Raw genomic sequence first — 23,378 nt, forward strand, 5'->3', positions numbered from 1 at the left:
TGGAAGAGGTAGCTACTAAGTCCCAAGCTCCCGAAGAAACTTCTTCAAAACCAGTAGAAACTAAAAATTCTACAGTAGAGAAGGGAGTAACAACCGTAGAAAATGCTTCTACTGAAGTAGCTCCTACTGAAACCAATGCAGTAACAGAACCTACGAAACCAGCTGAAGTAAATGGAACGGTGGAGAAAGCTGCTTCATTTACAGCAGATAAACCTGCAAGTAAAGCAGAAATTGATGCCGCCAAAAATCAAGTAGCTAAAAAGGAATATACGGTATTTCCAAGACCTCAAAAGGTTACTTATGGCGATGGTGTTACTGCTCTAGAAGGAAAGGTAAACCTTGTCTTTAGCGATGGCTTAGATATCTATACACGTAACCGTGCCAAAGAAGTTCTCCAAGCTAGTAATGTGTCTTACACTACCAGTACAAAAGCTACAGAAGGGGCAACCAACATTTTCCTTGGAGTGCGTGGGAAAGCTCCTCTGGCAGAAAAAGAAGTTCAAGATATTTCGTCTGAATTATACGATAAAATTGATGCCTATGTCTTGCGCGTGAAGGCCAATAAGATTTCTTTTGTCGGAAAGGATACCGATGCTGTCTTCTTTGGACTAACAACCTTGAAACAGATGCTGAAGGAGAGTCCTGTCCCAGTTCTTCGAGATGTGACCGTAGAAGACTACGCAGAAGTGAAGAATCGTGGCTTTATCGAAGGCTATTATGGAAATCCTTGGACCAAAGAAAACCGTGAAGAGCTGATGCGCTATGGTGGCGACTTAAAGCTAACTCAGTACTTTTTTGCGCCAAAAGACGATCCCTATCACAATGCTAAATGGCGTGAACTCTATCCAGAAGAAAAAATGGCAGAGATTCGTGATCTAGCTCGTGTGGGGAATGAAACAAAGACTCGCTATGTATGGACTATCCATCCATTTATGCATAATAAGATGCGTTTTGACACGGATGAATTATATAAACAGGATTTAGATGTCATCAAAGAGAAATTCACCCAATTGTTAGATGCAGGTGTGCGTGAATTTGGGGTTCTAGCTGATGATGCGGCCTGGCCTGTTGGTGGCTACAATAGTTATGTTCGGTTAATGACCGACCTGACAAATTGGCTAACTGAACAAGAAACAAAATACAGTGACCTTCGTAAAGATATGATTTTCGTTCCAGCCTGGTATATGGGACAAGGGACAGAAGATGAACTTCGTACGCTCAATGAACGCCTTCCAGAAACGGTTCATTTAACCCTAACAGGGGGTAAGGTATGGGGTGCAGTTGACCAAACCTTCCTAACAAATTTGAAGAAGAATTTGACAGAAGGTGGCAAGAAGTATCGTCCGATTCATTTCTGGATTAACTGGCCTTGTAATGATAATACCAAGCAACACTTGATTCTAGGTGGTGGTGAAAAATTCTTACATCCCAATGTTGATTTGTCCTTGGCTCAGGGCATTATGCTAAATCCGATGCAACAATCCGAAGCTTCAAAGGTAGCCCTCTTTGATGTGGCTCAGTATGGTTGGAAGCAATGGAGAAGTGCGGAAGAAGCTGAAAAAATCAATGATGTAGCCTTTAACTATGTGGTCAATGGAAACTTTGAAGAAAGCGAAGTATCAAAAGCCTTTCGTGAACTTGGCAAGCATATGCGCAACCAAAACCGTCCTCCACATGTCACAAAATTGGAAGAATCTGTTGAGCTTGCACCTAAATTGACAGACTTTTATAACAAATTGAAGACTGGTCAAAACGTAGACGCAGAGAGAAAAGAATTAAAGGGTATCTTTGCAAACTTGAAGGCTGACGCCCTCCTTCTGAAAGAAAAAGGGGACAAGAAGCTTATTGACCAAATCCACTACTGGTTAGACAATACAGTGGATCAGATGGATGCTTTAGAAGCCTTGCTGACAGCGACAGAAGGTCTGGCTGAAAAGAATGATGCTAAAGTATGGGAGCATTACTATGCTGGGGTTAAGTATTACGATCAGTCTATTAGTTACTCTTTCTTCTATGTAGACCATTATGAACGGGCAGAGTTTGGAGTGCAACATATTCGTCCATTTATCAATAACTTAAAGGAATACTTGGCAACACATATCCAGACCATGCTGCATCCAGATAAACTTGTGACCACCTTTATTACCAACCGTGCGGGGATTGAAGGAGGTCTTGCAGAAGTAACAGATGGCGACTTGGATACTCATGCGATTGTCAAGACGACAACCGTTATTGAACGAGATGATTATGTAGGTCTTCGTTTCAATAAAGCCATTAAGGTCCATACACTAGGTTTTGCTACAGGAACAAAGACAGCCGATAATTATACTTTCGGAAATGCCCTTGTGGAATATCAAAACGAACAGGGCGACTGGGTAGCTCTCACAAGTCCAGCCTACACAGGTAGAGAACGTACGCTTGAATTTACTAATCTTGATATTACGGCACAAGCAGTTCGCATGCGTGCCACTGCTAAGAAAGATAATGCTTGGCTTGCCATGCGTGAGATTGCCGTCAATAGACCGCTCGAACTTGGAAGCAAGAAGGTAAAAGGAACCATTACCCTTAGTCCAAATCTGGTTTACAAGTATGGAACCAGTGTGCTTCAAATGCAAGATGGCAAAGATAACACCGAATCTATGATGGCTCATGCCAATCAAACAAATGTGACTCCAGAAAATGCTTGGGTTCAAATGGACTTGGGTGGAGCTAAGAAAGTGAAACATGTTCATCTAGTTCAAGGGGAAGGTGACAAACTAGCAGCTGGTGTCATCGAATATTCTACAGACGGTACAAACTGGAAGACACTTCAGACCTTAGCTGGGGATCGAATTTCAGATATTAGCCAAAACTTCACAGCCCAATACGTTCGTGTTCGTAATACACAGCTTCTCAGCAAATGGTGGAGAATTGCGGACTTTAGAGTTGACGTTGATACACCAAATACTGATTTGACCGTCACCAATGTCGACAGCCTGAAGGAAACGCCAGTAGTGGACAGTCGTGGTCGTTATGAAATGACCTTACCTCAAGGGAATCATCTTCCAGCAAATGGCTATCTTGGCTTGAAATTGGATCGACTCCATGAAGCTAGTTCAATTGCACTTGAAGGTGTAGGTGAAACAGGTTTGACACTGGAATATTCAGCAAATGAATTGGAATGGATGAGCGCTGACCAACTTCCAGAACACGCCTTGGTACGCTACGTTCGCATCGTGAACAAGACAGATAAGGACCAAGCGCTTCCTACTGGAAAATTAGTCGTTAAGACAAAAGAAGTGGACCCAACGGAACTCTTATCAACCACTATGGGGATTCACCAATATTATGGTGCTAATGATGTTCGTCGCATTCACAATTTAGGTCAACTGTTTGATGGGGACTTTAATAATTTTGTAGAATTTTCTGATTACCAACGTAAAAACGGGGAAATTGTCATGAAACTAGGCACAACTCGTCACATCAAGAAGATTCGTGCCTATATTCAGGATGCTCAGCGTAATTATTTGCGTGATGGGAAGATTCAAGTCAGTGAAGATGGTAAGAATTGGACGGATGTTGTAACAGTCGGAGATGGTGTGGAAAATGAAATTCGTGATAATTCATTGACCGACGGCTGGACACATGATTCTGCCAACCCAGGAAATCGTTATATCGAAGGTGTTCTGGATCAACCTGTAACTGCTAAGTTTATGCGTGTTCTTTTTACAGCGGATTATAATGCTCGTTTTGTAGGATTTAGCGAAATCGTGATTAATGATGGTGAATTTATCAATCCTGAAAATAATCCTACAGTGACAGGAACTGGTAGCGAAGAAGCGGATAACCTGAAGAAAAATATGACTGACGGAAATGTCTTGACAAGCTATGCAGCTACTGAAGAAAAAGGAGAGCTTGTTTATCATTTATCTGAAGAAACCAAGGTCAATCATGTTCGCTTGATTGCTGACTTGCCAGAAGGTGCAAAAGTAAATGTCCAAGTTCGTACCTTGAATGATGCTGGTGAATCAGTCTGGGAAAATTTGGGTGAAGTAAGATCAAGTTTCCAAACCTTTGCCCTTTCAGGAAAAAATCCACGGATTCTCGATGTAAAAGTTTCCTGGGAAGGTGGAGAACCAGAGTTCTACGAAATGACTACCTTCTATCAAGAAGTGGAAAACGATCCAGAACCGACAATAAGTAAAGGCGACGAACCAGCTCCAGTGGTAGAAGTGCCAGAATTTGAAGGTGGTGTCAATGCAGTAGAAGCCGCTAAGCATGAGTTGCCAGAATACACAGAGGCAGTTGGCACAGCAGGTGAGGATACAGCTCCAGTAGTAGATGTTCCAGAATTTGAGGGTGGTGTCAATGCAGTAGAAGCCGCTAAAAACGAGTTGCCAGAATACACAGAGGCAGTTGGCACAGTAGGTGACGAACCAGCTCCGGTAGTAGAAATCCCAGAATTTGAGGGTGGTGTCAATGCAGTAGAAGCGGCTAAGAATGAATTGCCAGAATACACAGAGGCAGTTGGCACAGTAGGCGACGAACCAGCTCCAGTAGTAGAAATCCCAGAATTCAAGGGTGGTGTCAATGCAGTAGAAGCCGCTAAAAACGAGTTACCAGAATATACAGGAACAGTAGCTACAACAGGAAATGAGGCTGCACCAAGTCTTGTTAAACCAGCCGAAGAGGTTCAAATCTTGTCTGATAAGGAAACTGGAGTTCTGGTAGCAGGGCTAACTAAAGAGTTACCTAAAGACCTCAAGCTTCAAGTGCAAAAGGTTCTACGCCAAGAATTAGCTGGTAAGCACTACGATGCTTATCAAGTGAAATTGCTAGATAAGGATAACCAAGAAGTTGAACTCAAGGGTGCTGTCCTAGTGAGATTGCCAGTCAAGGGTCAGGTTCAAGAGGTTTATCACATGAGCTTAGACCAAGGCTTGCAGATTCAAAAGGTGACGTTAGTAGGTGACATGGTTGAATTTACAACCAAAGATCTAGGACTTTATGCGATTGTCTATAAAGAACAAAATCAAGAACAAGTAGCATCAGATCAAGAACCAGCAGTTAATGGAGAAAACTTTGAAAATGCTTCAGAGAAAGTAGATTCAGCAAGACTTCCAGAAACCGGTGAAAGTCGATCTGATACAGCTGCCTTCCTAGCAAGTCTCAGTCTTGTTTTATCAGTAGCTCTACTAACAGTTAAACGTAAAGAAAAGTAAGGTTGATAACTCATAGCTCTGAAAAAGCTAATCATTATAAAAGAAGGAGAAGATAGCATAGTCTTCTCCTTTATTAATTGGGTAGTGAGGTGTATAATGAAAGTAAGAGAATGTGAGGAGAAGGACCATGATTGTAAAAGTTTGTAATGCAGATTTTAGTCTCCAGTGGGATGGGATGTATCAATTTGCTCTTGAAAACTATTCTCAGATTAAAGAATGGGAATTGGAGAAGCTAGCAAAGTTTATTGCTTACGAACAGGACCATCATCATCAGACCATTGTGGAATGTGAGAATCATGAATTAAATATACAAATTCATGATTATTTGCAAGACCATAGCTATTTTCCTCCCTACAGACCAAGTCATCGCCTTGTAGCTTCTACCTATGATATCCAGAGGAAGTTGGTTACTTCCAATTATTGTAGTCATACTTGTACAGTTGAGGTGGCTCAGGCTATTTTTCAGACTGGAAAACTCATGTCGGCGGTAAAAGTATTTGGTAAAAGTGGGGCTGAGCTAGTTACAGATAGTCGTAATGCAGCTTCTGATCCAGCAGACTATTTTGACTATATCATGTTCGGATGGTCTAATACGACTTCGGGTTACCGACTCTCTATGGAGCGTTTGTTAGGACGGGCACCGTCTGAGGAGGAATTACAAGAAAAGTTCATTCCTGGCGTTAGTTTTCATTTTCTGTATGAAGAATTGATTCAAGCACCAGGTTATATATTTGATGGCTATCATGTTGCGAAGGTAAAAGATAGTTTAGATTTGGATACCTTTCTACATTTGTGTATCATCCCGTCAAAAGATAAGGCTTGTTTTGAAGGTTTGATTCCTTGTCAATTACAAGATAGAGTGATTTACCTAGACTATGAAGGAGAAGGGTTACAGGCTTGGAATACTAAGGTTAATCAAGTACTGCATGGTAAGGATAAGTTGAAGGAGTAGTGTATGAAAGAGATTGATCAAGCTCTACTGAAAAAAGTTATCATTGAGCGTCCTCGTTCTAGTCATAAGGGCGACTACGGTCGTCTTCTCTTGATTGGAGGGACTTATCCCTATGGGGGAGCGATTATTATGGCTGCCTTAGGTGCTGTTAGAAGTGGCGCAGGCTTGGTGACAGTAGCAACGGATAAAGAGAATATTCCAGCTCTACATAGCCATATGCCAGAGGCTATGGCTTTTGCTCTTGAAGATAAGCAATTACTTGAACAACAGTTAGAGAAAGCGAATGTTGTCTTAGTTGGACCTGGACTAGTGGATGATAAGCGTGGAGAAAAGCTACTCCAAACAGTCTTTCATCATTTAAATCAAGACCAGACTATCATACTGGATGGCGGAGCCTTATCCATTTTTGCTAAGACGGGAATGAAATTTCCTAAAGCTCAGCTTGTTTTAACGCCTCACCAAAGGGAATGGCAAGTCTTGTCAGGATTAGAATTGACTTCTCAAGGAGCTGAGGAAACAGGAGAGGCTTTGATGAGATTTCCTTCAGGAACGATTTTGGTTCAAAAAGGTCCAGCTACTCGAATCTGGCAAGCTGATCAAACTGATTTTTATCAGCTGGAAGTTGGAGGTCCCTATCAAGCGACTGGGGGAATGGGAGATACCTTAGCTGGGATGATTGCCGGTTTTGCAGGTCAATTTCCCCAAGCAAGTCTCTATGAAAGAGTGACAGTAGCGACCTATTTACATTCAGCAATTGCCCAAGAACTGGCTGAGGACAATTTTGTAGTTCTGCCAACCACGATCAGTCAACATATCCCAGCCTTTATGAAGAAAATACAAAAAGACACCTGAGGTTTTCAGGTGCCTTTTGACTATTAGAAGAGGCCTTTGACCTTATTTACAAGACCGTTAAGTCCTTCTGAGCCTGAAACCAAAGCTTGTGCTTGGTTAAGATACTCACCGAGTTGGTCCTTATTTTCTTCGACAAAGGTTTTTGCGGCAGCCAAATCTTTTTTCTCGATTAGCTCTTTTACTTGATTAAACAAATCTAATGGGTTCATGATGTCACTCCTTTTCTACACTTCTATTCAATCATTTTTTGAAAAAACTTGCAAGAAACTTGACCCTTCCAATAAAGTTCATGGATGTCAAATGCTGTAAATTTTGATATAATTTTTAATGATGAATTTTAGAAATGATCGGTATGTTGTCGTGGATTTAGAAGCGACCAGTACCGGAAGCAAGGCAAAAATTATCCAAGTAGGAATCGTGGTCATTGAAAATGGCGAGATTGTTGACCAATATGCCACGGATGTTAATCCCCACGAACCCTTGGATTCTCATATCAAAGAATTAACGGGTTTGACCGATCAGCGACTAGCAGAGGCACCAGAGTTTTCTCAGGTGGCTGGAAAAATTTTTGACTTGGTCAAGGACGGTGTTTTTGTTGCGCACAATGTCCAGTTCGATGCTAATTTGTTGGCAGAATTTCTCTTTTTTGAGGGCTATGAATTGCGCAGTCCCCGTATCGATACAGTCGAGTTGGCTCAGGTTTTTTATCCTCAGCTTGAAAAGTATAACCTGGGGATTCTCTGTCAAGAGTTGGGTATTTCACTAGAAAAAGCCCATACGGCCCTATCAGATGCTCAAGCAACAGCAGAACTCTTTCTCTGTATGCGACAAAAAATGTTTCAATTGCCAAAAGGCTTGTTGGAACGCTTGTTAAGTTTGTCAGATGGTCTATTATATGAGTCTTATCTGGTCATTGAGGAAGTTTATCAGAAGCAGTCCATCCTAGTTGAACATGACTTGGTAGAGGTGCAAGGTTTATTTTTAAGAAAAGAAAAGCCAGCCCTTTCTCCACGAAAACTATCAAAAGATTTCCAAACCAATATTGCCTTGTTGGATTTGGAAGATAGAACCCCGCAAGCTAGCTTTGCTCAAAAGGTTCAAGATTTTCTACAGAATGAGAAAATTTCCTTTGTGCAAGCTCAGACTGGAATTGGAAAAACCTACGGCTATTTGTTGCCGGCTTTAGCGTTGGAAAACGAAAAAGGAATCCTCCTCAGTGTTCCTACTAAAGTTCTACAAAATCAAGTCATGCAAGAAGAGGCTCGTAGATTGGAAGAGGTCTTCCACCTTTCGATTCATAGTCTTAAAGGACCACAGAACTATCTAAAACTAGATGCCTTTCATGCAGCGCTAGAGGAAGAAGAGTCCAATCGCTTGTACACACGTTTCAAGATGCAACTTCTAGTTTGGTTGACCGAAACAGAAACTGGAGATTTAGATGAGATTGGTCAGCTCTATCGCTACCAGCAGTTTTTACCAAACTTGATACATGATGGGAACCTTCCCAAAGCTTCTCTCTTTTGGCTAGAGGATTTTTGGAGACGGGGGCAGAAAAAAGCTCGCTCTTGCCAGCTACTTGTGACCAATCATGCTTATCTCGTTACCCGACTTGAGGATGATCCCAGTCTACTAGAGGGCCGTCTCTTGATCTTGGATGAGGCTCAGAAGATCTTATTAACTTTGGAAAATCTTTCGCAGAAGAGTTTCGTTTTAAACGACATAGTAGACAAACTAGATCAAGCCCTAGTTCGAGAAAAAGGGACGCTTCAAAGACGCTTGATGGAGAATATTCGCTTTGAGCTTTGTCACTTGATGGATCAGTTCCTATCTGGTAAGCGTAGAATGTGCCCTGCGACAACCATGGCACAACTCCAACAGGATTTCTCTGAGCTAGACGTTCAAGGTTTCCAGGACTATCAGCGATTTTTCTGCACTGATGGAGAATTTTGGCTATCAGCCTCAGACTTGTCTAACAAGAAGGTTGTCATTTCTTCAAGTCGCAATCAACGTCTGCTCTTTTCACAGATTTTTCCAGAGACTTGTCAACTCTTAGCTGTCTCTGCAACCTTGGAAATTAGTAGTAGAGTAACTTTACCAGAACTAATGGGATTCCCACATGCAGCCTTTGACAAATTGGATGAGAATTTTCAAGAAAATCAAGAAATCTTGGTCGTCAAGGATTTTCCATTGGTGACAGAAACCTCCCAAGAAGACTATGCTCAAGCTCTCGTAGAAGTGCTGGAAGATTTGTCCTATCTTGAGGAACCCATGCTCGTTTTATTTACTTCAAAAGACCTTTTGTTGCAGGTATCAGACTCTCTATCTCTTTCTCATCTAGCTCAGTATAAGAACGGAGATCCGGCTCAACTCAAGAAACGATTTGAAAGAGGAGACTCTCAACTCTTACTAGGGACAGGTAGTTTTTGGGAGGGAGTTGATTTTGCGACTCATTCTCGAGTGATTGAAGTGGTGACACGCTTGCCCTTCCAAAATCCAGAAGATCCCTTTACGAAAAAAATGAATCAGGAACTGCGTCTTGAAGGGAAAAATCCTTTCTATGACTATCAACTACCGATGGCTATTATTCGCCTCAAACAAGCGATTGGTAGAACCATGCGTCGTCTTGGACAGCGATCATCTGTCCTTATCTTGGATAGCCGAATGACAAGCAAACGATATGGAAAGCAGATTAGCAAGGCCTTGTCACAGACTAGTCGAGTGAGAGAGGTTGGCAAAGAGCAAGTATTCTCAAAAGTTCAAGAATTTTTACACAAAAAATAAAATAAACATCTGAAAGAATGAAGGAGACCTTTATGAAACGTTCTCTCGACTCTCGGGTCGATTATAGTTTGATTTTACCAGTATTCTGTTTGCTGGTGATTGGAGTTGTGGCTATTTACATAGCTGTCAGTCATGACTATCCACATAATATTTGGCCTATTCTCGGTCAGCAACTAGCATGGATCGTCTTGGGAATTATCATCAGCTTTGTAGTCATGTTTTTTAATACAAAATTTTTATGGCAATCGACTCCCTATCTCTACGCCCTAGGTCTAGTCCTTATGGTTTTACCCTTGATTTTTTACAATCCCAATTTGGTGGCGGCAACAGGGGCTAAAAACTGGGTGTCAATTGGAGGAGTGACACTTTTCCAACCTTCCGAATTCATGAAAATTTCCTATATTTTAATCTTGGCCCGGGTCATTGTCCAATTCACACAAAAACATAAGGAAAAAGAACGTACGATTGCATTAGACTTTCACTTGATATTGTGGTTGATTGTCTTCACACTGCCAGTCTTAGTTTTACTGGCCTTGCAGAGTGACTTAGGAACGGCCTTGGTTTTTGTCGCCATCTTTGCTGGACTCGTCTTGCTCTCTGGCGTTTCTTGGAAAATTATCATTCCAATTTTTGCGACAGTTGTATCAGGAATTGCAGGATTTTTGGCAATTTTCATCACAAAAGATGGGCGTGCTTTCATGCATCAGATCGGGATGCCAACCTATCAGATCAACCGTATCCTTGCTTGGCTCAATCCCTTTGATTATGCACAAACGACCACCTATCAACAGGCCCAAGGGCAAATTGCCATCGGAAGTGGAGGATTATTTGGTCAAGGATTTAATGTATCCAATCTCCTCATTCCCGTTCGTGAGAGTGATATGATTTTTACAGTTATTGCAGAAGATTTTGGTTTTATCGGATCTGTCCTTGTAATTACACTTTATCTTCTACTTATCTATCGAATGCTAAAAATCACTCTGAAGTCCAATAATCAATTTTATACCTACATTTCAACTGGCTTCATTATGATGCTCTTGTTCCATATCTTTGAAAATATTGGTGCAGTGACAGGCCTCCTTCCTTTGACAGGGATTCCTTTGCCATTCATTTCCCAAGGGGGATCAGCCATTATCAGTAATCTGATTGGTGTTGGTTTGCTTCTATCGATGAGTTATCAAACGCATCTAGCCGAAGAAAAGAGCGGTAAGACAAGATTTAAACGGAAGAAAGTTGTTTTGAAAAAAGTTAAATAAGGAGTAAATCATGGCTAAAGTAGCAGTTATCTTAGCAGATGGTTTTGAAGAAATCGAAGCCCTAACAGTTGTGGACGTATTACGTCGTGCCCATATTGCTTGTCATATGGTTGGCTTTGAAGCTCGAGTGACGGGATCACATGCCATCCAAGTACAAGCAGATCGTGTGTTTGATGGTGATTTATCTGAGTACGACATGATTGTCTTACCAGGAGGTATGCCAGGTTCAGCTCACTTGCGTGATAATGAGCAATTGATTGCTGAACTTCAAAAATTTGACCAAGTTGGTAAAAAAGTAGCAGCCATTTGTGCAGCACCAATTGTACTGAATCGAGCCGGTCTCCTCAAGGACAAAGAGTTCACCTGCTATGATGGTGTCCAAGAGCAAATTGCTGATGGTCACTATCGCAAGGAAACAGTAGTTGTTGATGGTCAGCTGACTACCAGTCGCGGTCCAGCAACTGCCCTAGCCTTTGCTTATAACTTAGTAGAACAACTTGGTGGAGATGCAAATGCTTTGAGAGAAGCCATGCTCTATCGTGATGTGTTTGGAATAGATTAACTAAAACGAGAGGAATCTATCAATTAGGGGATTCTTCTCGTTTTTTACTGTTAAAATAGAAGGAAATCGTCGCTTTTTTGATAAAAAAATGCTATAATGAAGGGTATGAAATATCACGATTACATCTGGGATTTAGGTGGAACTTTACTTGATAATTATGAGACTTCGACCGCGGCTTTTGTGGAAACATTAGCTCAATTTGGAATCGAAGAAGAACATGATAAAGTTTACAATGCCTTGAAAGTATCAACTGCTTTTGCGATTGACCAATTTGCCCCAACAATAGAGCATTTTTTAGAAAAATACAAGGAAAACGAAGCGCGAGAGCTTGAACATCCTGCCTTGTTTGAGGGAGTACCTGCTTTATTGGAGGAAATCTCAGACCAGGGAGGACGGAACTTTTTGGTTTCTCATCGCAATGACCAAGTTTTGGATATTCTTGAGAAGACAGGTATTGCTGGCTATTTTACAGAAGTAGTAACAGCTAGCTCTGGTTTTAAGAGAAAACCAAATCCAGAGTCTATGATCTATTTGCGAGATAAGTACAAGATAAGCTCTGGTATCGTTATTGGTGACCGTCCTATCGATATTGAAGCTGGACAAGCAGCAGGCTTTGCGACGCATCTATTTGAAAATATCGTGACATTGAGACAAGTATTAGAAATTTAAGAAAAAGGGAAAAAATGACAGAAGAAATCAAAAACCAACAGGCACAGGATTATGATGCCAGTCAGATTCAAGTTTTGGAAGGTCTGGAAGCCGTTCGTATGCGTCCTGGAATGTATATCGGATCGACTTCAAAAGAAGGCCTTCACCACCTAGTCTGGGAAATCGTTGATAACTCTATCGATGAGGCCTTGGCGGGATTTGCTAGTCATATTCAGGTCTTTATTGAGCCAGATGACTCTATCACGGTTGTTGATGATGGACGTGGTATCCCTGTTGATATTCAAGAAAAGACAGGCCGTCCTGCCGTTGAAACTGTCTTTACCGTTCTTCACGCTGGAGGTAAATTTGGCGGTGGCGGTTACAAGGTTTCAGGTGGACTCCACGGTGTAGGTTCATCGGTTGTAAATGCCCTCTCAACTCAGTTGGATGTTCGTGTTCATAAAAACGGAAAGATTCATTACCAAGAATACCGTCGTGGACATGTTGTTGCTGACCTTGAGGTGATTGGAGATACAGATAAAACAGGTACAACAGTACACTTCACGCCAGATCCAGAGATTTTTACAGAAACAACAACTTTTGATTTTGATAAATTAAACAAGCGGATTCAGGAGCTAGCTTTTTTGAACCGTGGCCTTCAAATCTCTATCACTGACAAACGTGAGGGACTTGAACAAACAAGACACTACCACTACGAAGGTGGGATTGCGAGTTACGTTGAGTATATCAATGAAAACAAAGATGTCATCTTTGATACGCCAATCTACACAGATGGAGAAATGGATGACATCACAGTTGAAGTAGCCATGCAATATACAACTGGTTACCATGAAAATGTCATGAGTTTCGCCAATAACATTCATACACATGAAGGTGGAACACATGAACAAGGTTTCCGTACAGCCTTAACTCGTGTTATTAATGACTACGCTCGTAAAAACAAATTGCTAAAAGATAATGAAGATAATCTAACAGGTGAGGATGTTCGTGAAGGATTGACTGCCGTTATCTCTGTTAAACATCCAAATCCTCAGTTTGAAGGACAAACGAAAACTAAACTTGGAAATAGTGAAGTTGTCAAGATCACCAATCGCCTCTTTAGTGAAGCATTTTCAGACTTCCTAATGGAAAATCCACAGATTGCTAAGCGGATTGTTGAAAAAGGGATTTTGGCAGCTAAGGCGCGTGTAGCAGCCAAGCGTGCGCGTGAGGTTACTCGGAAGAAATCTGGTTTAGAGATTTCAAACCTTCCAGGGAAATTGGCAGACTGTTCTTCAAACAATCCAGCTGAAACTGAACTTTTCATCGTCGAAGGAGATTCAGCGGGAGGTTCTGCAAAGTCTGGTCGTGACCGTGAATTCCAAGCGATTTTACCGATTCGCGGTAAAATCCTCAACGTTGAAAAGGCCAGCATGGATAAAATCCTTGCCAATGAAGAAATCCGTAGCCTTTTCACAGCTATGGGAACAGGCTTTGGTGCTGAATTTGATGTCAGCAAGGCTCGTTACCAAAAACTCGTTATCATGACGGATGCCGATGTCGATGGAGCTCACATCCGTACCCTCTTGTTAACCTTGATTTATCGTTATATGAAACCCGTTTTAGAAGCAGGTTATGTTTATATCGCTCAGCCACCGATTTATGGTGTTAAGGTCGGCAGTGAAATTAAAGAATACATCCAACCAGGAGCAGATCAAGAAATCCGTCTACAGGAAGCCTTAGCTCGCTATAGTGAAGGACGTTCAAAACCAACTATTCAGCGTTATAAAGGTCTTGGAGAAATGGATGACCATCAACTTTGGGAAACAACCATGAACCCAGACCATCGTCTCATGGCGCGTGTATCAGTTGATGATGCTGCAGAAGCAGATAAAATCTTTGATATGCTCATGGGTGACCGTGTAGAACCACGTCGAGAATTTATCGAAGAAAATGCGGTCTACAGTACGCTTGACGTTTAAAAAAATTGGGAAATAGTTCCCATGGTTTGAAAAATATGATATAATCATTACAATTGTTTCATGTATAAAAAGGAGTTTGATATGTCTGATAATCTGTTGATTATTACTATGATTGCAATCGCGGCTCTTCTGATTATTGCATATGTTGTGGCAGTTTTGTTACGCAAACGCAATGAAAAGAGGCTCGCAGTATTAGAAGAAAGAAAGGAAGAGTTGTATAACCTTCCAGTTAACGATGAAGTAGAAGCTGTTAAGAATATGCATCTGATTGGTCAAAGTCAGATTGCATTTAGAGAGTGGAATCAAAAATGGGTAGACCTATCACTCAACTCATTTGCAGATATTGAGAATAATTTGTTTGAAGCAGAAGGGTACAATAATTCATTTCGCTTCTTGAAAGCTCAACACAAAATTGATCAAATTGAAAGCCAGATTACCCTTATCGAAGAAGATATTGCTTCTATTCGAAATGCTTTGGCAGATCTCGAAAAACAAGAATCAAAAAATAGTGGTCGTGTCTTGCATGCTTTAGATTTATTTGAAAGCTTGCAAAAAACAGTCGCAGAAGATTCTGAGAAATATGGTCAAGCACTTCCTGAAATTGAAAAACAATTGGAGAACATCCAATCTGAATTTTCTCAATTTGTGACTCTAAACTCCTCAGGAGATCCAGTTGAAGCAGCAGGAATTTTGGATAATGCTGAAAACCATATTCTCGCTTTGACACATATCGTAGAGAGAATTCCAGCAATTGTTACTGAACTAACGATTGAACTCCCTGATCAACTTGAAGATCTAGAGGCTGGCTATCGTAAGTTGCTTGATGCTAACTATCACTTTGTAGAAACTGATATTGAATCTCGTTTGCAGTTGTTGTATGAAGCATTGAAGAACAACCAAGAAAATATTAAAAAATTGGAATTGGACAATGCTGAATATGAAAATAATCAGATTCAAGAAGAAATCAATGCTCTCTATAATATTTTTACACGAGAGATTGCTTCTCAAAAAGTTGTTGAAAACTTGTTGTCAACACTTCCAACTTATCTTGACCATTTAAAAGACAACAACCAAGTCTTGGTGAAAGATATCGAGCGTTTGAGCAAGACCTACTTGATGGCTGAGAGTGATGTCAATCATGTTCGTCGTCTTCAAGTGGATTTGGATTCCCTAGAACTTACAGTTAGCGATTTGACTTCAGAACAAGAGGAATATTCAGAAGCTTACTCTGTATTGGAAGAACGTTTAGAAAATGTTCAAGCTACATTAAAAGAAATTGAAGATGATCAAGTTTCAGTGAGCGAACGTTTAGTACAGATTGAAAAAGATGATGTTAATGCTCGTCAAAAGGCGAATGTTTACGTAAATCGTCTCCACACAATCAAGCGCTACATGGAAAAGAGAAATCTTCCAGGAATCCCACAGAACTTCTTGAAATTGTTCTTTGCTGCTAGCCATAGTACTGAGGATTTGATGGCAGAGTTGGAACAGTCACAAGTCAACATTGAGTCTGTTAATCGTATCCTAGAAATCGCATCACATGATATGGAAGTTTTGGAAACAGAAACTTACAGTATTGTGCAATATGCAACCTTGACAGAGCAATTGCTTCAATATTCTAATCGCTACAGATCATTTGATGAAGGGATTCAACAAGCCTTCCATGAATCTTTAGAAATCTTTGAAAATGCCTTTGATTATCAAGCATCTTTCGAAAAGATTTCCCAAGCTTTGGAAGTTGCTGAACCAGGGGTAACAAATCGCTTTGTTTCCTCATATGAAAAAACAAGAGAAATCATTCGATTTTAATTAAGAAAAGGCGGTGGGACAGAAATCGGTAGACAAAGTCTCGATTTCGTAGTCCCAGACCCGCGAAGATGATTAGGAGTTTTTGGAGCCTAAAAGACGAACAAAAAGTCCAATCAGCTACCGCATCAAAGTTTGATTGTAAATAAAAAGTGAGGTAGGGATCTTTTTTCCCAACCTCTTTCTTTTACCTATCTTTTTTGAAAAAATGGACATTTTCCTATTTATCATTGAAATTATAGGCCTGATTTGATATGATAAAACTATGACAAAAAAAAGAACAAACCGTAAAGCAAACGACAAGAAGAGAAGAAATTTGTGGATTATTGTGGGGCTTCTATTCTTCACAATCTTAACATTAGGTGCTGGTATTGCTTATAAAGTCTTGACCAAGCAAGCTTTTGAGCAAAAAATTGAAGCACTGAAAAAAGAAAAAGATGATTCCTATTCACAAGGAAGTCAGAAAGATCATTTTCGTAAGGGGCAGGCAGAAATCATCACCTACTATCCTATGACGGGGGACAAGGTGATTACCTCTGTTCAGGATATCATTGTAAAAGATATTACGGATAAGGTAGAAGATAAAGAACATTTGATTTTTTACTACTCTGAAAAAGATTCTTCTTCCATCAAAGGTGTGGAGAGCCATCTTGTAAAAAAACAGGCCTATGACCTGAGTGATTCTACTGTTGTGGAATTAGAAAATACCTCATTAGATCAGCTTTATCTTAAGGAAGATGGGACCCTGTTTACATTAGATCAGCTCTTTACAGATGCTAGCAAAGCTAAAGAGAAGTTTCTTGAGGATATCAAGTCAACGCTCCAAGATAAAAAGATTGAACAAACTCTTGTTGATCAAGTAATAGCCGATTTTACAGCTAGCGATTTATCATCTTGGAAGTTTGCATACAAAGATAGTCAATTGGTTCTTTATCCAATCAAAGCAACCAATAATGTAGAAGAAATAGCTTTGCCTATTTCAGACTTCTTTGATGTTATCCAATCGTCCTATCTAACTGAAAAGGATGTAGAACTTTATAAGAAGGCTCAGGGTGAGAAAAATAAAAAAGTAGTAGCTCTTACCTTTGATGATGGACCAGATGGAAATACAACACCACAAGCTTTAGATATTCTAGCCAAGTATAAGATCAAAGCAACCTTCTTTGTACAAGGAAAGAATATTGCAGGTAATGAGTCGATTCTTAAACGTATGCAGTCTGAAGGTCATGAAGTTGGAAACCATAGTTGGAATCACCCGGTTTTAACAAAACTGTCATTGGAAGACGCTAAGAAACAGCTTACAGATACCGAAGATGCTATTACAAAAGTTCTTGGGAAAAGCTCTAAATTGATGCGTCCACCATACGGAGCAATCTCAGATGATATTCGCAATAGCCTTGATTTAAGCTTTATCATGTGGGATGTGGATAGTTTGGATTGGAAGAGTAAAAATGAAGCAGCGATTTTGACAGAAATTCAGCGTCAGGTAAGCAATGGATCTATCATTTTAATGCATGATATCCATCAAACATCTGTTAATTCACTACCAAAAGTAATTGAGTATCTACAGGAACAAGGATATAGTTTTGTGACTGTATCAGATCTACTCAACACTCGTTTGAAGCCACATGAGATTTACTATTCTCGTAACCAGTAAGTTCACAGTAGGCAAATATTTAAAAAAATTAAAAAAAGATAGTTTTAATCTTGACAAGTAGGGGAAAACTTGATATCATATAAAAGTTGAGAAAAGCAGAAGTGAGAACTTCTCGCCTTGCGACTAACGTTGTCTGGCCCCTACGGATCAAATTTCAGAAATGAAATACAATCATGTAGTGCGGGTTTGCGTTAGCAAGTCCGCTCTTGTTTTTCTCTAAATTAAAAAAAGAGGTGAAAACCATAGCAAAGCAAGACTTATTCATCAATGATGAAATTCGTGTACGCGAAGTTCGCTTAATCGGTCTTGAAGGTGAGCAATTGGGTATCAAACCACTAAGCGAAGCGCAAGCACTTGCGGACGAAGCTAATGTGGACTTGGTTCTCATTCAACCTCAAGCTAAACCTCCTGTTGCGAAAATTATGGACTACGGTAAGTTCAAATTTGAGTACCAGAAGAAACAAAAAGAGCAACGCAAAAAACAAAGCGTTGTGACCGTGAAAGAAGTTCGCTTGAGCCCAGTTATCGACAAGGGTGATTTCGAAACTAAACTTCGCAATGCTCGCAAGTTCCTTGAAAAAGGAAACAAAGTGAAGGTATCCATTCGCTTTAAGGGGCGTATGATCACCCATAAAGAGATTGGTGCAAAAGTTTTAGCCGAGTTCGCTGAAGCAACTCAAGATATTGCAATCATTGAACAACGTGCTAAAATGGATGGACGCCAAATGTTCATGCAATTGGCGCCAGCAACTGACAAAAAATAATTGTCAGAAAGTTAAATAAAGGAGAAAAAATCATGCCAAAACAAAAAACACACCGCGCATCAGCTAAACGTTTCAAACGTACAGGTTCTGGTGGACTTAAACGTTTCCGTGCTTACACATCTCACCGTTTCCACGGAAAAACTAAAAAACAACGTCGTCATCTTCGTAAAGCATCTATGGTGCATTCAGGAGATTTCAAACGTATCAAAGCAATGCTTACTCGCTTGAAATAATCGCGTATTTGTAAGTAAACAATTCTAGGAAATATTTGGAGGAAATAAAACATGGCACGTGTTAAAGGTGGCGTTGTATCACGCAAACGTCGTAAACGTATTCTTAAATTAGCAAAAGGTTACTATGGAGCTAAACACATCTTGTTCCGTACTGCAAAAGAACAAGTAATGAACTCTTACTACTATGCATACCGTGACCGTCGTCAAAAGAAACGTGACTTCCGTAAATTGTGGATCACACGTATCAATGCGGCAGCTCGTTTGAACGGACTTTCATACTCACAATTGATGCATGGTTTGAAATTGGCTGAGATCGAAGTTAACCGTAAAATGCTTGCTGACTTGGCTGTTAACGATGCAGCAGCTTTCACAGCTCTTGCAGATGCAGCTAAAGCAAAACTTGGTAAATAATTATTCATAAGACTGGTGCAAGTTTGTCCCAGTCTTTTTTAAACAAAGGAGAAAAGAATGGCTTCAAAAATGCTACACACTTGCTTGCGAGTAGAAAATCTTGAAAAATCAATCGCTTTTTATCAAGATGCTTTTGGTTTTAAGGAATTACGTCGTAGAGACTTTCCAGACTATGCTTTCACTATTGTTTATCTTGGACTTGAAGGTGATGATTATGAGTTGGAGTTGACTTACAACTATGATCACGGACCTTATGTTGTCGGTGACGGTTTTGCTCACATCGCCCTAAGCACACCTGATCTTGAGGCTCTTCACAAAGAACATAGCGACAAAGGCTATGAAGTGACAGCACCTAATGGACTTCCAGGGACTCAACCAAACTATTACTTTATCAAAGATCCAGATGGATACAAGGTAGAAGTGATTCGTGAAAATTCATTATAGTTCCTATCGAGTAGCTTGTCTGCTACTCGTTTTTTTAATTTGTAGTAGAATGAAAGAAAAAGAATGGCGTCAGGCATTCACTAAATTCAAAACCAAAAAAGGTGCTCGTTCTTCTATTGAAGCTTTATTAAAGCGTGTAAGTCAAGGAAGAAAATTTAATCCAATAAATCCTTTGGTAGATATTTATAATAGTGTTTCACTTTCTTACGCTGTTCCTTGTGGGGGAGAGGATTTAGCTAAGATTGTTGGTGACTTATGTCTCGGAAGAGCTCAAGGAAATGAATCCTTCTTTCCACTAGGGGCCGAAAGTGATGCTCCTGCATTAGCCGATGAAATGATTTATTTTGATGAACAAGGTGCGGTTTGTCGGTGTTTAAACTGGCGTGAGGTCCAAAGAACCATGCTAACAGAAGAAACCAAAAATGCTGTTTTAGTCATTGAAGCTATCAATGAAGAGCAGGCATCACGAGCTCGGGAAGCAATGCTAGAACGACATACTAAAATTGAGGAATATTTCGGTGCCAGTGGTAAGATCAGCCACTTGACAGCTACAAATCCTATCCTAGAGGTAGAATAATGAATGGGAATCACGGTTAATTCAACTGTGGTTCTTTTTTCCAAGGGAAGAAAGAAATTGTTTTTCTATTTTCTAAAATGGTATAATATAAGGAGAAAAAGGGAGGTGATAGCGAGTGATTGCGCAACTTGATACAAAAACGGTTTATAGTTTCATGGAGAGTATGATTTCTATTCAGAAGTATGTTGACCAAGGAAAAGCATACGGCTACTCAGCACTTGGAATCATGGATGTTGACAATCTCTATGGGGCTTATTATTTTATCAAAGAGTGCCAAAAACAGGGGATTCAGCCTGTATTAGGTCTTGAGGTGTCTGTTCATCATAAGGAGGAACTCGTCAACCTTCGATTTTTAGCCTTGTCAAATCATGGCTATCGAAATATCATGAAGCTTTCGACTCTAAAAATGACAGGTAAAAAGGAATGGACTGATTTTTCTCCCTATCTAGAAGATGTTTGTGTTATTGTTCCCTATTATTCTGCAATTGATTCCTTGGACTTAGGGCATGACTATTATATCGGAGTGTATCCAGATACACCTCAGTCGAATTTTTCTCAACCCATCCTCCCACTTTATCGTGTTAATTCCTTCGAATCTGAGGATTTAGAAACGCTTCAAATGCTCAAGGCGATTAAGGAAAATGTGACCTTGCGAGAGGTAGATGTTCAAGCGCAACAAGGCTTGTTTTTACCTGCTGACCGTCTTGAACAATTTTTTGTAGAAAAGTTTCCAAAAGCTTTAGACAATCTATCTGAACTGATTGGAGCAACTACTTATGAGATTGATAGTAGTCTCAAGCTTCCTCGTTTCAATCCAGAGAGACCAGCTGTTGAAGAGTTGCGCGAAAGAGCTATTAAGGGCTTGGAACAGAAAGGCTTACTAGATTCAGTTTATCAGGCTCGTTTAGAAGAAGAGCTATCTGTGATTCATGACATGGGATTCGATGACTATTTCTTGGTTGTCTGGGATCTCTTACGTTTCGGTCGTTCTCAAGGATATTATATGGGGATGGGACGTGGTTCTGCAGTTGGAAGTCTAGTGGCCTATGCCTTAGATATCACTGGTATTGATCCTGTAGCTAAAAATCTCATCTTTGAACGCTTTTTAAATCGTGAACGTTATACCATGCCCGATATCGATATTGATATTCCCGATATCTATCGTCCTGAATTTATCCGCTATGTTCGTGACCGTTATGGTAGTATTCACGCTGCTCAGATAGTCACCTACTCGACTTTTGGTGCCAAACAGGCTATCCGAGATGTTTTTAAACGGTATGGTGTTCCCGAGTACGAGTTGACATCCATAACCAAGAAAATTGGTTTCAAAGATACCTTGACAATCGCCTATGAAGGGAATCTAGGATTTAGACAACTGATTCAAGGTAAGATTGAGTACCAAAAGGCTTTTGAAATTGCTAAAAAGATAGAAGGCTATCCTCGGCAAACTTCCATCCACGCTGCTGGTGTCGTGATTAGTGATAAAAATCTAACGGACTATATTCCTCTTAAGTATGGTGAGGATATGCTCATTACCCAGTATGATGCTCATGGAGTTGAAGGAAATGGTTTGCTCAAGATGGATTTCTTGGGCTTAAGAAACCTAACTTTCGCTCAAAAAATGCAGGAGCTCTTATTTGAAACTCAAGGAATTCAGTTAAGGATTGAGGATATTGACCTTGAGGATAGGGAAACTTTAGCCCTCTTTGCAGCTGGGAAGACCAAGGGGATTTTTCAGTTTGAACAACCTGGAGCTATCCGTTTATTGAAACGAGTGAAGCCACAAAACTTTGAAGAAGTAGTAGCAACAACTTCTTTAAACCGACCAGGTGCGAGCGACTATATTGATAACTTTGTGGCTCGAAAACATGGTAAAGAAAAGGTAACAGTTCTGGACCCAGTTTTGGAAGATATTCTGGCTCCAACTTATGGCATTATGCTTTACCAAGAACAGGTGATGCAAGTAGCTCAACGATATGCTGGTTTTAGCCTTGGGAAGGCCGACATTTTACGTCGTGCCATGGGGAAAAAGAACGCAGCTGAGATGCACCGAATGGAGGAAAGTTTCATCCAAGGAGCACTCCAAAAACGTCATGGGAAAGAACAGGCTCAGCAGGTTTTTGCTGTCATGGAAAAATTTGCTGGATACGGTTTTAACCGTTCCCACGCTTACGCTTATGCGGCTTTAGCCTTCCAGCTTGCTTACTTAAAAACACATTACCCAGCTATCTTTTATCAAGTCATGCTCAACTATGCCAGTGGAGATTATATTCTCGATGCCCTCGAAATGGGCTTTGAACTGACACCACTCTCTATCAATACAATCCCATATCAGGATAAATTGACAGACAAGACTATTTACTTGGGACTTAAGAGTATCAAGGGGATGCCTCGAGATTTTGCCTATTGGATTATAGAGAATCGTCCTTTTAGTAGTGTCGAAGATTTTGTCACTCGCTTGCCTAAAAATTATCAGAAGTTGAGTCTTTTAACTCCCCTAGTCGAGATTGGTTTATTCGATAGTTTTGAAAAAAATCGTCAAAAAATCTTATCCAACTTACCTACTTTGTTCATTTTTGTGGAAGAATTGGGTAGTTTATTTGCAGATAATAGCTACAATTGGCTTGAGAGTGAGGATTTTACGCAAGTCGAGAAGTTTCGTAAGGAACAGGAGTGGCTTGGAGTTGGTATCAGTCCGCATCCCTTACTGGTTTTAGCAAAGAATCCCCTCTATCCAATTGTGAGTTTGTCTGAACTATCTGAAGGACAGACAGCTACAGTACTCGTTGAGATACAGTCTATCCGAGTAATCAGAACTAAAAAAGGTGAAAATATGGCCTTTTTGAAAGTTAGTGATAGCAAATCAAATTTGGAAGTTACTGTTTTTTCTGACCAGTATCGCCAATTTAACAATCTCTTACATGAAGGAAGATTTTACTACCTTAATGGAAAAGTACAGGCAAGAGATGGTCGCCTTCAATTAGTATTAAATAATTTAAAAGAAGCAGTGAGTGAACGATTTTGGATTCAGGCTGCTGATCATGAACATGATTCTGAAATTTATCATATTTTAGAACAATACAAGGGACAAATTCCAGTCATTATACGCTACGAAAATGAACAAAAAAATGTTCTTTTGCCGGGCTATTTTGTTGCAAAAGATGTTAGTTTGCAGGAATCTTTGAGTCAAATAACTATGAAAACGATTTATCGTTAAAAATCAATGAAAATTAAAGAATTTTAACTTTAATT

The 23,378-nt window shown here is 40.2% G+C and carries 15 protein-coding genes, 2 pseudogenes and 1 other annotated feature; of the genes and pseudogenes, 16 read left to right on the forward strand and 1 reads right to left on the reverse strand.

What is annotated here, in order from left to right:
- Window positions 1-122: 122 nt before the first annotated feature.
- The 3 genes and pseudogenes from TZ96_RS03390 to TZ96_RS03400 form a co-directional block, all read left to right on the forward strand.
- Window positions 123-5,201, forward strand: a pseudogene (locus tag TZ96_RS03390) (SIALI-17 repeat-containing surface protein); the annotation flags it as partial.
- 127 nt (window positions 5,202-5,328) lie between these two features.
- Window positions 5,329-6,153, forward strand: coding sequence for a hypothetical protein (locus tag TZ96_RS03395; RefSeq protein WP_045762891.1), 825 nt, complete (start codon window positions 5,329-5,331; stop codon window positions 6,151-6,153).
- Between the two features lie 3 nt (window positions 6,154-6,156).
- Window positions 6,157-7,005, forward strand: coding sequence for an NAD(P)H-hydrate dehydratase (locus TZ96_RS03400; RefSeq protein WP_045762892.1), 849 nt, complete (start codon window positions 6,157-6,159; stop codon window positions 7,003-7,005).
- Between the two features lie 23 nt (window positions 7,006-7,028).
- Here TZ96_RS03400 and TZ96_RS03405 read toward each other — a convergent pair whose 3' ends face one another.
- Window positions 7,029-7,214, reverse strand: a complete 186-nt coding sequence (locus TZ96_RS03405) for a hypothetical protein (RefSeq protein ID WP_045762893.1) — start codon at window positions 7,212-7,214, stop codon at window positions 7,029-7,031.
- A gap of 118 nt (window positions 7,215-7,332) precedes the next feature.
- Between TZ96_RS03405 and TZ96_RS03410 the strand changes: the two genes are divergently transcribed.
- The 13 genes and pseudogenes from TZ96_RS03410 to TZ96_RS03470 all read left to right on the forward strand — a co-directional run bounded on the left by TZ96_RS03410 (window position 7,333) and on the right by TZ96_RS03470 (window position 23,343).
- A complete protein-coding gene (locus tag TZ96_RS03410) occupies window positions 7,333-9,786 on the forward strand; it encodes a bifunctional DnaQ family exonuclease/ATP-dependent helicase (protein ID WP_198921488.1) in 2,454 nt (817 codons plus the stop codon).
- A gap of 32 nt (window positions 9,787-9,818) precedes the next feature.
- Window positions 9,819-11,042: an FtsW/RodA/SpoVE family cell cycle protein gene (locus TZ96_RS03415; protein WP_045762894.1), complete on the forward strand. Its 1,224-nt coding sequence runs from the start codon at window positions 9,819-9,821 to the stop codon at window positions 11,040-11,042.
- A 10-nt stretch (window positions 11,043-11,052) separates the two neighbouring features.
- Window positions 11,053-11,604 (forward strand): DJ-1 family glyoxalase III, encoded by a 552-nt coding sequence (locus tag TZ96_RS03420; protein WP_045762895.1) that lies wholly within the window; start codon window positions 11,053-11,055, stop codon window positions 11,602-11,604.
- A 105-nt stretch (window positions 11,605-11,709) separates the two neighbouring features.
- A complete protein-coding gene (locus tag TZ96_RS03425) occupies window positions 11,710-12,273 on the forward strand; it encodes an HAD-IA family hydrolase (protein WP_045762925.1) in 564 nt (187 codons plus the stop codon).
- Between the two features lie 14 nt (window positions 12,274-12,287).
- Window positions 12,288-14,234, forward strand: coding sequence for a DNA topoisomerase (ATP-hydrolyzing) subunit B (gyrB, locus tag TZ96_RS03430; protein WP_045762896.1), 1,947 nt, complete (start codon window positions 12,288-12,290; stop codon window positions 14,232-14,234).
- Between the two features lie 81 nt (window positions 14,235-14,315).
- Window positions 14,316-16,043 (forward strand): septation ring formation regulator EzrA, encoded by a 1,728-nt coding sequence (gene ezrA / locus TZ96_RS03435; RefSeq protein ID WP_045762897.1) that lies wholly within the window; start codon window positions 14,316-14,318, stop codon window positions 16,041-16,043.
- A gap of 262 nt (window positions 16,044-16,305) precedes the next feature.
- Complete coding sequence (gene pgdA, locus TZ96_RS03440; RefSeq protein WP_045762898.1) at window positions 16,306-17,697, forward strand: peptidoglycan-N-acetylglucosamine deacetylase PgdA; 1,392 nt, start codon at window positions 16,306-16,308, stop codon at window positions 17,695-17,697.
- Window positions 17,698-17,784: 87 nt separating this feature from the next.
- Window positions 17,785-17,915: a sequence feature (ribosomal protein L20 leader region), on the forward strand.
- A 15-nt stretch (window positions 17,916-17,930) separates the two neighbouring features.
- Window positions 17,931-18,461, forward strand: coding sequence for a translation initiation factor IF-3 (gene infC, locus TZ96_RS03445; protein WP_000848177.1), 531 nt, complete (start codon window positions 17,931-17,933; stop codon window positions 18,459-18,461).
- A 32-nt stretch (window positions 18,462-18,493) separates the two neighbouring features.
- A complete protein-coding gene (rpmI, locus tag TZ96_RS03450; RefSeq protein ID WP_001125942.1) occupies window positions 18,494-18,694 on the forward strand; it encodes a 50S ribosomal protein L35 in 201 nt (66 codons plus the stop codon).
- A 51-nt stretch (window positions 18,695-18,745) separates the two neighbouring features.
- A complete protein-coding gene (gene rplT / locus TZ96_RS03455) occupies window positions 18,746-19,105 on the forward strand; it encodes a 50S ribosomal protein L20 (protein ID WP_000124830.1) in 360 nt (119 codons plus the stop codon).
- A 57-nt stretch (window positions 19,106-19,162) separates the two neighbouring features.
- Window positions 19,163-19,549, forward strand: a complete 387-nt coding sequence (gloA, locus tag TZ96_RS03460; protein WP_000157160.1) for a lactoylglutathione lyase — start codon at window positions 19,163-19,165, stop codon at window positions 19,547-19,549.
- 58 nt (window positions 19,550-19,607) lie between these two features.
- Window positions 19,608-20,126: pseudogene (locus TZ96_RS03465) on the forward strand (B3/B4 domain-containing protein); the annotation flags it as partial.
- Window positions 20,127-20,241: 115 nt separating this feature from the next.
- Window positions 20,242-23,343, forward strand: coding sequence for a DNA polymerase III subunit alpha (locus TZ96_RS03470; RefSeq protein ID WP_045762899.1), 3,102 nt, complete (start codon window positions 20,242-20,244; stop codon window positions 23,341-23,343).
- Window positions 23,344-23,378: the final 35 nt, after the last annotated feature.

Origin of the sequence: Streptococcus infantis, assembly GCF_000963255.1 — a bacterium.
Classification (GTDB): domain Bacteria; phylum Bacillota; class Bacilli; order Lactobacillales; family Streptococcaceae; genus Streptococcus; species Streptococcus nidrosiense.

What these genes read in the sequence shown, in the direction of transcription:
- gyrB (WP_045762896.1), top strand. Translation starts at nt 12,288, where the DNA reads ATGACAGAAGAAATCAAAAACCAACAGGCACAGGATTATGATGCCAGT.
- TZ96_RS03415 (WP_045762894.1), top strand. Translation starts at nt 9,819, where the DNA reads ATGAAACGTTCTCTCGACTCTCGGGTCGATTATAGTTTGATTTTACCA.
- pgdA (WP_045762898.1), top strand. Translation starts at nt 16,306, where the DNA reads ATGACAAAAAAAAGAACAAACCGTAAAGCAAACGACAAGAAGAGAAGA.
- TZ96_RS03420 (WP_045762895.1), top strand. Translation starts at nt 11,053, where the DNA reads ATGGCTAAAGTAGCAGTTATCTTAGCAGATGGTTTTGAAGAAATCGAA.
- TZ96_RS03405 (WP_045762893.1), bottom strand. Translation starts at nt 7,214, where the DNA reads ATGAACCCATTAGATTTGTTTAATCAAGTAAAAGAGCTAATCGAGAAA.
- TZ96_RS03410 (WP_198921488.1), top strand. Translation starts at nt 7,333, where the DNA reads ATGATGAATTTTAGAAATGATCGGTATGTTGTCGTGGATTTAGAAGCG.
- gloA (WP_000157160.1), top strand. Translation starts at nt 19,163, where the DNA reads ATGGCTTCAAAAATGCTACACACTTGCTTGCGAGTAGAAAATCTTGAA.
- TZ96_RS03400 (WP_045762892.1), top strand. Translation starts at nt 6,157, where the DNA reads ATGAAAGAGATTGATCAAGCTCTACTGAAAAAAGTTATCATTGAGCGT.
- rpmI (WP_001125942.1), top strand. Translation starts at nt 18,494, where the DNA reads ATGCCAAAACAAAAAACACACCGCGCATCAGCTAAACGTTTCAAACGT.
- ezrA (WP_045762897.1), top strand. Translation starts at nt 14,316, where the DNA reads ATGTCTGATAATCTGTTGATTATTACTATGATTGCAATCGCGGCTCTT.
- TZ96_RS03395 (WP_045762891.1), top strand. Translation starts at nt 5,329, where the DNA reads ATGATTGTAAAAGTTTGTAATGCAGATTTTAGTCTCCAGTGGGATGGG.
- TZ96_RS03425 (WP_045762925.1), top strand. Translation starts at nt 11,710, where the DNA reads ATGAAATATCACGATTACATCTGGGATTTAGGTGGAACTTTACTTGAT.
- rplT (WP_000124830.1), top strand. Translation starts at nt 18,746, where the DNA reads ATGGCACGTGTTAAAGGTGGCGTTGTATCACGCAAACGTCGTAAACGT.